The 8,615-nt window shown below is 70.9% G+C and carries 7 protein-coding genes and 1 pseudogene; 6 read left to right on the top strand and 2 right to left on the bottom strand.

The genetic code is table 11. The annotated features are described in order from the left end of the window. Nucleotides 1-200: pseudogene (locus ACFDS6_RS15905) on the top strand (dicarboxylate/amino acid:cation symporter); the annotation flags it as partial. Here the strand turns inward: ACFDS6_RS15905 and ACFDS6_RS15900 are convergent. Further along, nucleotides 197-949 carry a MerR family transcriptional regulator gene (locus tag ACFDS6_RS15900; RefSeq protein ID WP_375273082.1) on the bottom strand — a complete coding sequence of 251 codons (753 nt, stop codon included), beginning with the start codon at nucleotides 947-949 and terminating at the stop codon, nucleotides 197-199. The pseudogene ACFDS6_RS15905 and the gene ACFDS6_RS15900 sit on opposite strands and share 4 nt — an antisense overlap. Before the next feature lie 98 nt (nucleotides 950-1,047). Here ACFDS6_RS15900 and ACFDS6_RS15895 point away from each other — a divergent pair, with 98 nt between their 5' ends. The 5 genes from ACFDS6_RS15895 to gyrB all read left to right on the top strand — a co-directional run bounded on the left by ACFDS6_RS15895 (nucleotide 1,048) and on the right by gyrB (nucleotide 8,092). Then, the gene (locus ACFDS6_RS15895; RefSeq protein WP_375273081.1) at nucleotides 1,048-1,845 is read left to right on the top strand and encodes a Coq4 family protein; all 798 of its coding nucleotides are present in this window, start codon (nucleotides 1,048-1,050) and stop codon (nucleotides 1,843-1,845) included. 267 nt (nucleotides 1,846-2,112) lie between these two features. After that, on the top strand, nucleotides 2,113-3,150 hold the full coding sequence (gene recF / locus ACFDS6_RS15890) for a DNA replication/repair protein RecF (protein WP_375273080.1): 1,038 nt from the start codon (nucleotides 2,113-2,115) through the stop codon (nucleotides 3,148-3,150). A 218-nt stretch (nucleotides 3,151-3,368) separates the two neighbouring features. Beyond that, nucleotides 3,369-4,655, top strand: coding sequence for an MFS transporter (locus ACFDS6_RS15885; RefSeq protein ID WP_375273079.1), 1,287 nt, complete (start codon nucleotides 3,369-3,371; stop codon nucleotides 4,653-4,655). Between the two features lie 74 nt (nucleotides 4,656-4,729). Continuing rightward, nucleotides 4,730-5,494 (top strand): OmpA family protein, encoded by a 765-nt coding sequence (locus tag ACFDS6_RS15880; RefSeq protein ID WP_375273078.1) that lies wholly within the window; start codon nucleotides 4,730-4,732, stop codon nucleotides 5,492-5,494. A gap of 84 nt (nucleotides 5,495-5,578) precedes the next feature. Further along, nucleotides 5,579-8,092, top strand: coding sequence for a DNA topoisomerase (ATP-hydrolyzing) subunit B (gene gyrB / locus ACFDS6_RS15875; protein ID WP_375273083.1), 2,514 nt, complete (start codon nucleotides 5,579-5,581; stop codon nucleotides 8,090-8,092). Between the two features lie 61 nt (nucleotides 8,093-8,153). Here gyrB and ACFDS6_RS15870 read toward each other — a convergent pair whose 3' ends face one another. After that, complete coding sequence (locus tag ACFDS6_RS15870) at nucleotides 8,154-8,429, bottom strand: UvrB/UvrC motif-containing protein (RefSeq protein WP_375273077.1); 276 nt, start codon at nucleotides 8,427-8,429, stop codon at nucleotides 8,154-8,156. Nucleotides 8,430-8,615: the final 186 nt, after the last annotated feature.

Raw genomic sequence — 8,615 nt, 5'->3', positions numbered from 1 at the left:
ACGTCAGCGCGATCGCGCCGGTCGCCGCGACGCTGGGCGCGCCGGTGTCGCCGCTTGGGTTGCTGGTGGCGGTGGAGACGATCCCTGACATCATCCGCACCGTCGGCAACGTGACGATGGACGTCGCCACCACCGCGCTGCTCGGCCGCGGTGCCGAGCCGGAGGTGGCGGACGACGCGCTGGTCGACTTGCCGGCCTAGCCCCGCGCCGCCGCGCTCGCCGCGCGGATGAACGACCATATCTCGGGCGCGAAGGGCGGGGCCTGTTCCGATTGCCAGTTCGCCATGTCGTCGTACATCGCGGAGACGCCCGCGGTCATCGCCGGTGTCGCCAGCGCGGTGAACGGGGCGAGCAGCGCCTGCCACTCGGCGACGAACGCCTGCGCGACCGACGACGTGGGATCGAGCGGGAGCGCGGCGGCGATCCGCGCCGACAGGTCGCTCCACGCCGCGGCGTAAGCCTTCTGATCGAACTCCGGCGGCAGCGCCTGCGCGGCGTCGGCGAAATCCGCCTCGCCCTGGGCCGATAGGTAGCGGTTCGAGATCGCGGTCCAATCCTGTTGCATGGTGTCTCCTTCGTTGATGAGCGCGCAGAGCGCGGACAGGTCGAGCGGTTCGCCGCGCGCGAGGCGGCGGTCGAGGTCGCGGAGCAGCGTGCGTGTTTCCGCAAGCGCAGCGGCGCGCGCCTCCACCTCGGCGAGTTGCGCGGCGACCAGCGCCGCCAGGTCGACGCCGCGCGCGTGCAGCACCTGGCCGATCCGCGCGAGCGGCAGTCCGGCGCGCTTGAGCGCGACTACCGCGTGGAGCCGCGCGAGCTCGCCCGCGCCATAATGGCGGCGCCCGGCGGCGGTGCGCAGCGGGCGCACCAGTCCGCGCGCCTCGTAGAAGCGCAGCGCGCGCGTCGTCAGTCCGGTGCGGCGCGCAACCTCTGAGATGTCGAACGTGTCCATGCGGGCGACCTTACGCGTTGACGCTGCGTCAACCGCAAGAGGCATTGACTCATCATCGCCACCACTTATTAACAATCGTGTCAGTAAGGAGTCGACGCATGGCTACGCTTCCCCCCTTTCCCGGCACCGATGGCAGGCGCGACTGGCGCACCGCGCTCGACGCGATCAAGAAGCTGATGAACAACGGCGACGATACGCAGCAGGTGTTCCGCATCATGCGCGCGCTGAACGTCGGCAACGCGCCGGAGAATTACGCTCGGCTGATCGCGACCGAGAAGGGTGGGCGGATCGCGCTAGCCCACGTCGAGTTGGCCGAGCGCTTCACCGATCCGGCGTTCGTCGCCAGCTTCGCGCCCGGCACGGTCGGGGCGGCGTACCGGCATTTCCTGGAGAGCACGGGCTATTCGGCCGACGGGCTGGTCGCAGTCAGCAAGCTCCAGCCCGACGAGCAGGACATGGTGCATCCCTACGCCTGGATGGGGCGGCGCATCCGCGACACGCACGACATCTGGCACGTGCTGACGGGATATCAGGCGGACGAGAGTTTGGGCGAAGCGGCGCTGGTCGCGTTCAGCTACGCGCAGGTCGGCGGGCTCGGCTGGGCGTTCATCGCGGGCGCGGCGTCGCTGAAGAGCCTGGGCGTGACAAAGAACAGCCTGTTCGCGCAGGCCGTGATCGAGGGCTATCGCCACGGCCGCGCGGCCAAGTGGATTTCGGGCGAGGATTACCTCGAGTTGCTCCACGAGCCGATCGACGAGGCGCGGCGGCGGCTCAACATCAAGGAGCCGGTGGCGTATCGACGCGCGCAGCGCGAGCTGGGACCGGCGATGGCGTCGTACCTCAGCGCGCAGAAGGAACGCGCGGGCGCGGCGGAGCCGGAGCGGTTGGCGGCGTAGTGCGCGGGGGCTCGGGCGGCGAGCAGTTCGACTGGCGTCCTTTCTTCACATCTCCCCGGACTTGATCCGGGGTCCCGCTATTTCTTCTGGCGGGTTCAAGAAGCGGGATCCCGGATCAGGTCCGGGATGACGGTGTGGTGTGTTGCACCCCTTCCTTCCCACGCGGGCGTTTGTCCCTTGCCGCGTACGCGGGCGTTTGCCCCCCTTCCTATGCCCACCGCGTTTGATGGTGTCGGCGCGCGGGAAAGCGCGCTAGGCACGCGCGCGATGCTGTCGCGGCTGGTGCTCACCGACTTTCGCAACCACGCGGACCTGGCACTCGCGCCGGGCGGCGGCTTCGTGGTGCTGACGGGGCATAACGGCGCGGGCAAGACCAACGTGCTGGAAGCGGTGTCGCTGCTGGCGCCCGGGCGGGGGCTGCGGCGCGCGAGCCTGTCGCAGATGGCGCGCAGCGACGGCGCGGGCGGGTTCGGGGTCGCGGCGACGCTGGACGACGGGGTCGAGGTCGCGACCGGCACGCTGGCGAGCGCGCCCGAGCGGCGGGTGGTGCGCGTCAACGCGGCGGCGGCGAGCGCGGGCGCGCTGGCGGAGCGGCTGTCGGTGCTGTGGCTGACCCCGGCGATGGATCGGCTGTTCGTCGAGCCCGCGGGTGAGCGGCGGCGTTTCCTCGACCGGCTGACGCTGGCGCTGCTGCCGGCGCACGCCGCCGAGACGCAGCGCTACGAGCGCGCGATGCGCGACCGCAACCGGTTGCTGGCGGAGGACGCGGCGGAGCCGGCGTGGCTCGACGCGCTGGAGGCGCAGATGGTGCGCCACGGCGTCGCGCTGGACGATGCGCGCCGCAGCGGCGTGGCGGCGCTGGAGGAGCGGTTGCAGGGCGCCCCAGCGCTCGATTTCCCGCGCGCGTCGATCATGCTGGAAGGGTGGCGCGACGACGCGGACGCGTTCGCCGCCGCGCTGCGCGGCAGCCGCGCGCGTGACGCGGCGGCGGGACGAGCGCTGATCGGGCCGCACCGCGTCGACCTGACCGTCACCCACGTCGACAAGCAGGCGCCCGCCGCGCTCGCGTCGACCGGCGAGCAGAAGGCGCTGCTGCTCGGCATGGTGCTGGCGCACGCCGACCTGGTCGCGGAACGGCGCGGCAGCCCGCCGGTGCTGCTGCTCGACGAGGTGGCGGCGCACCTCGACCCCGAACGGCGCGCGGCGCTGTTCCAGCGGCTGCGCGGGCGCGGGCAGGTGTGGATGACGGGCACCGAGCGCGCCTTGTTCGCGGGGGCGGAAGGCGCGCTGCACGTCGAGTTGTGAGGGGGCGACGGAGACGGGCCGCGGTCCCACGCCGAATTGGCGGACGCGACCGGCGCGACGGAACGGTCGCGCGCACGGCCGGTTGGGCGTTGACGCAAGCGGTGGCGGGCCTAGCCTCTGCGCATGAGCGAGGGCGGGCGACGATGGACATTGCGGTGGCTCACCCGGCAGGCATGGTTCGCGCATGATCGTGGCCGGGCAGCGGACGCGCCGCTGAGATGACCCCTGCCCCGACCCGTCCTGCCGCCATCGAAGCGCTGCCGCCCGCGTCCGAGTGGCGCGGCGGGTGGCGCGTGGTGGTCGCCGCGATCCTGGGTGCGGGGTTCGGGCCGGGATTGTACCAGAATCTGTCGAGCCTGTTCACGCCGGGGCTGGAGGCGGCGTTCGGCTGGACGCGCGGGCAGATCTCGACCGCCGCGGGGCTCGCACTGATCGGCGCGCTGATCGCGCCGCTGGTCGGGCGCGTCGCCGACCGGGTCGGGGTGCGGCCGGTCATCGTGGCGTCGTCGGCGGTGCTCGCCGCGGGCTATCTGTTGCTGGCGGAGATCGGTTCCGCGATCTGGCAGTATCAGGCGTGCATCCTGCTGCTGGTGCTGGCGGTGCCGGGCACGAGCAGCCTGGTGTACGGCAAGATGATCGCGCTGCGCTTCCGCCGCCGACGCGGCACCGCGCTGGCGATCGCGACCTCGGGGCTGGCGGTGATGACGATCCTGGCGGCGCCCGCGCTCGGCTGGGTGATCGACCATTGGGGCTGGCGGCGCGGGTTCGTCGCGCTGGCGGTGGCGAGCGCGGCGGCGCTGCCGTTCATCCTGCTGGTGATCCGGCCGTCCTCCTCGCTCGCGCAGCCGACGGTGGTCGAGCCTGCCGGCGAGGATGGCCAGGACGCCGAGCACGCGACGCCAATCGAGGGAATGACCGCGGCGCAGGCGCGGCGCGACCCGCGGTTCTGGCGCGTCGTCGCCGCGGCGATGCTGGTCAATCTGGCGACCACGGGCCTCGTCACGCAGATCGTGCCGCTGGGGCTCGAACTCGGGCTCGACAGCGCGGAGGCGGCGGTGCTGCTGACGAGTTTCGGCGCCAGCGCGATCGCGGGGCGGCTGCTGATCGGCGCGCTGATCGACCGTTATCCGCCGCAGCCCGCCGCCGCTGCCTTCGCGCTCGTCTCCGCGCTCGCCTTCCTGGGGCTCGCCTGGGGATCGTCGCACGTCGCCGTGGTGCTGACGCTGGTGTTCCTGGCGGGCTTGATGAACGGGGCGGAGAACGACCTGCTGCCGTTCCTGGCGGCGCGATTGTTCGGGCTGCGCAGCTACGGCGAGATCTACGGCAGCGCGATGCCGCTGACGCTGGTCGGCACCGCGATCGGGATCATCGGGTTCGGGCGGCTGCACGACGCGTTCGGCGACTACGACGCGGCGCTGATCGCGGGGGCGATCGCGCTGCTGGGCGCGGGCGCGTGTTTCCTGTCGCTGCGCGACCGCGCGCCCGCTGCGCTGAACCGCGGCTGACGACCCCGTCCAAGCGCGGTTCAACCGCGCGCGTGCATCAGGGTCGCACCGCGGGGGTTCGCAGGAGTATTCGCGTGAAACAACTTTCACTCATCGTCGCCATGGCCGCGACGCTTTCCGCCACTGCAACCGTCCCTGCGTCGGCGCAGGGACGCTGGGATTACCGGCCGGGCGACTATCGGCTGGTCGGCGCGGGCGTCCGCCTGCTGGTGCCCGAGCTGAGCCGGTCCCCGCGCGGGCAGGCCTTTGTCATGCGCAACTTCGATTACAACCGCGACGGCCGGGTGCAGCCGCGCGAGGCGCGGGCGGCGAACGAGGCGTTCCTCGACATCGCGGGGCCGAACCGCGCGCGCTACGCCTGGCCGGCCGCCGGGCGCGTGACGGTGATCGAGGAAACGCGCGTCGGCCCGGCGCGCGGGTGGGATCGCCGCGCGATGCACGACTACGGGTTCCGCCAGACACCGCGCGGCGCGACGCTGACGCTGCAGGAGGACGTGCTGTTCGCGACCGACAGCGACCGGTTGCGCCCCGGCGCGATCGACAAGCTGCGTGTGCTCGCCGGATACCTCAGCGACAATCCGGGCGTGCGGGTCGCGATCGACGGCTTCACCGACTCGCGCGGCACCGCGGCGCACAACCAGGATTTGTCGGAGCGGCGCGCCGCCAGCGTGCGCGCGGCGTTCGACCGGATGGGCGTGACGCGCGCGCGCTTCTCGGTCGCCGGGCACGGCGAGCGCGATCCGGTCGCGAGCAACGCCACCGCGGCGGGGATGCGGCAGAACCGCCGCGTCGAGGTGACGCTGCTGGGGCGCCGCGCGAGCGAGTTCGCACGCTACTGAACGGTCGGGACGTTTCCGCCCGTGCGAGGTGCGAAGCGTCCCATTTCGCTTCCGTTCCGGGCCATGAATCCCTACATGCTCGCTATGGCAAGCGACCCGCAGAACAGCAATTCCAACGAATATGGCGCCTCCTCGATCAAGGTGCTGAAAGGGCTCGACGCGGTGCGCAAGCGTCCGGGCATGTACATCGGCGACACCGACGACGGGTCGGGCCTGCACCACATGGTGTTCGAGGTCAGCGATAATGCGATCGACGAGGCGCTGGCGGGGCATTGCGACCGGATCGACATCCAGCTGAACGCCGACGGATCGGTCAGCGTCACCGACAACGGTCGCGGCATCCCGACCGGCATCCACCCCGAGGAAGGCGTGTCGGCGGCGGAGGTCATCATGACCCAGCTGCACGCGGGCGGCAAGTTCGAGAACACCAGCGACACCAACGCCTACAAGGTGTCGGGCGGCCTGCACGGCGTCGGCGTCAGCGTGGTGAACGCGCTGTCCGAGTTCCTCGATCTGACGATCTGGCGCGACGGGCAGGAGCATTACATGCGCTTCGCGCACGGCGACGCGGTCGCGCCGCTGAAGGTCGTCGGCCCGGCGGCGGAGGGGCAGAAGGGTACGCGCGTCACCTTCCTGCCCTCGCCCTCCACGTTCAAGATCACCGAGTTCGATTTCGACAAGCTGGAGCATCGCTACCGCGAGCTGGCGTTCCTCAATTCGGGCGTGCGGCTGTTCATCACCGATGCGCGTCACGAGGAGCCGAAGTCGATCGAGCTGTTCTACGAGGGCGGGATCGCCGCGTTCGTGAAGTACCTCGACCGCAACAAGACCGCGCTGATGCCCGAGCCGATCGCGATCAACGGCAACCGCGACGATGTCGGCATCGACGTCGCGCTGGAGTGGAACGACAGCTATTACGAGAACGTGCTGGCGTTCACCAACAACATCCCGCAGCGCGACGGCGGCACGCATATCGCGGCGTTCCGCGCGGCGCTCACCCGCACGCTCAACAATTACGCCGACAAGACGGGGCTCCTGAAGAAGGAGAAGGTCACGCTGACCGGCGACGACATGCGCGAGGGCCTGACCGCGATCGTCTCGGTCAAGCTGCCCGACCCAAAATTCTCGTCGCAGACCAAGGACAAGCTCGTCTCGTCGGAGGTGCGCCAGCCGCTTGAAAGCCTGATGGCGGACAAGCTGGCCGAGTGGCTGGAGGAGAATCCGGCGCACGGCCGCGCGATCATTGGCAAGGTGATCGACGCGGCCGCCGCGCGCGAGGCGGCCAAGAAGGCGCGTGAACTCACCCGGCGCAAGGGCGTGATGGACATCGCCAGCCTGCCCGGCAAGCTGGCCGACTGCCAGGAGCGCGATCCCGCCAAGTCCGAGCTGTTCCTGGTCGAGGGCGATTCCGCGGGCGGTTCCGCCAAGCAGGGGCGCGACCGGCATTTCCAGGCGATCCTGCCGCTTCGGGGCAAGATCCTGAACGTCGAGCGCGCGCGCTTCGACCGGATGCTCGCCAGTCGCGAGATCGGCACGCTGATCCAGGCGATGGGCACCGGCATCGGGCGCGACGACTTCAATCTTGCCAAGCTGCGCTACCACAAGATCGTCATCATGACCGATGCTGACGTCGACGGCGCGCACATTCGTACCTTGCTGCTGACGTTCTTCTACCGTCAAATGCCCGAGATCATCGAGGGCGGGCACCTCTACATCGCGCAGCCGCCGCTCTACAAGGCGACCAAGGCGCGCAGCGAAGTGTATCTGAAGGACGATGCCGCGCTCGACGAATATCTGGTCGAGGCGGGCGTCGCCGCGACCATGCTGGAGACGGCGGGCGGTACGCGCTTCGACGCCGACCTGCGCGCGTTGGTCGATCACGCGCGGCGGATGCGGACGCTGATGCGCTACGTGCCGCGGCGCTACGACGCGTCGATCATCGAGACGCTGGCGCTGGGCGGCGCGCTCGATCCCGAGGCGTCGCGCGCGGCGCGCGTGGCGGCGGTGGCGGAGGTCACGCGGCGGCTCGACCAGGGCGACACCGAGGCGACCTGGACCGCGCAGGTGACGGAGGAAGGCGGCATCCACTTCCAGCGGCTGTGGCGCGGGGTGACCGACCACCATATCGTCGAGGCGGCGTTCATCGCCTCGGCGGAGGCGCGCAAGATGCACACGCTGGCGGCGGAACAGGCCGACGCCTACGCGCAGGCCGCCAAGCTGGTGCGCTCGTCGCGCAGCGCGGCGGACGTGGTCGAGGCACCGGCCGACGCCGAGCCGACCGACGAGAATGGCGAGGAGACGGTGACCGTCGGCAAGGGCGAGACCCTGGTCGCGCGGCCGTCGCAGTTGCTTGACGCGATCCTGCTCGCCGGGCGGCGCGGGCTGTCGATCCAGCGCTACAAGGGGCTGGGCGAGATGAACGCCGAGCAGCTCTGGGAAACCACGCTCGACCCGTCGAACCGCTCGATGCTGCGCGTCGAGATCGCGGCGGCGGACGCGGCGGACGACATCTTCACGCGCCTGATGGGCGACGTGGTCGAGCCGCGGCGCGAGTTCATCCAGGACAATGCGCTGTCGGTGGCGAACCTAGACGTTTGAGGCGACAACGCGCCGCCGATCGGGCGCGTCGCAGCCTTGAGAGACTTATCGGCCGTACGGTTCAGCGGCGTTTTTTGCGCCCTTTGGTCATGAGGTCGGGGCGCGGCGGCGGTGTCCAGCCGGCGGGCGGCTCGACGCGCTGCCGGCTGGTGCCGAGCCCCATCGCGCCGGGCTGCTGGCGCGTGAGCCCGCTCGGGTCGGCGGCGGCGGCGTCGCTGCCGCTCGCGCCGCCGCGGATCAGGTTGATGCGGTCGCGCAGCCGCCGCGCTTCCTCGAAGTCCAGCGCGGCGGCGGCGGCTTCCATCCGTGCGTGAAGGGCCGTTATGTCCTCGGTCATGACGCACCAACGCGGCGGCGCGGCGTTTGGATCGTCGTTGTATGGGCCTATCGCCGCTGTCGACGCGCGCGCTCGACATCGTCGTCTCATCGGGGCGATAGCCACACTACCCCACCCTCCCCTGCCCGCCCGCGCGGCGCAGGCCCGACCGGATGATCCATGACCAAGCAAGCGACCGCGTGGAAC

The organism is Sphingomonas sp., from assembly GCF_042095875.1.
GTDB lineage: Bacteria > Pseudomonadota > Alphaproteobacteria > Sphingomonadales > Sphingomonadaceae > Sphingomonas.
This window is presented reverse-complemented; position numbering and strand designations above follow the sequence as displayed.

Excerpts from the sequence above, each read along its gene's own strand:
- ACFDS6_RS15900 (WP_375273082.1), bottom strand. The coding sequence starts at position 949 with ATGGACACGTTCGACATCTCAGAGGTTGCGCGCCGCACCGGACTGACG.
- ACFDS6_RS15895 (WP_375273081.1), top strand. The coding sequence starts at position 1,048 with ATGGCTACGCTTCCCCCCTTTCCCGGCACCGATGGCAGGCGCGACTGG.
- recF (WP_375273080.1), top strand. The coding sequence starts at position 2,113 with ATGCTGTCGCGGCTGGTGCTCACCGACTTTCGCAACCACGCGGACCTG.
- ACFDS6_RS15885 (WP_375273079.1), top strand. The coding sequence starts at position 3,369 with ATGACCCCTGCCCCGACCCGTCCTGCCGCCATCGAAGCGCTGCCGCCC.
- gyrB (WP_375273083.1), top strand. The coding sequence starts at position 5,579 with ATGGCAAGCGACCCGCAGAACAGCAATTCCAACGAATATGGCGCCTCC.
- ACFDS6_RS15870 (WP_375273077.1), bottom strand. The coding sequence starts at position 8,429 with ATGACCGAGGACATAACGGCCCTTCACGCACGGATGGAAGCCGCCGCC.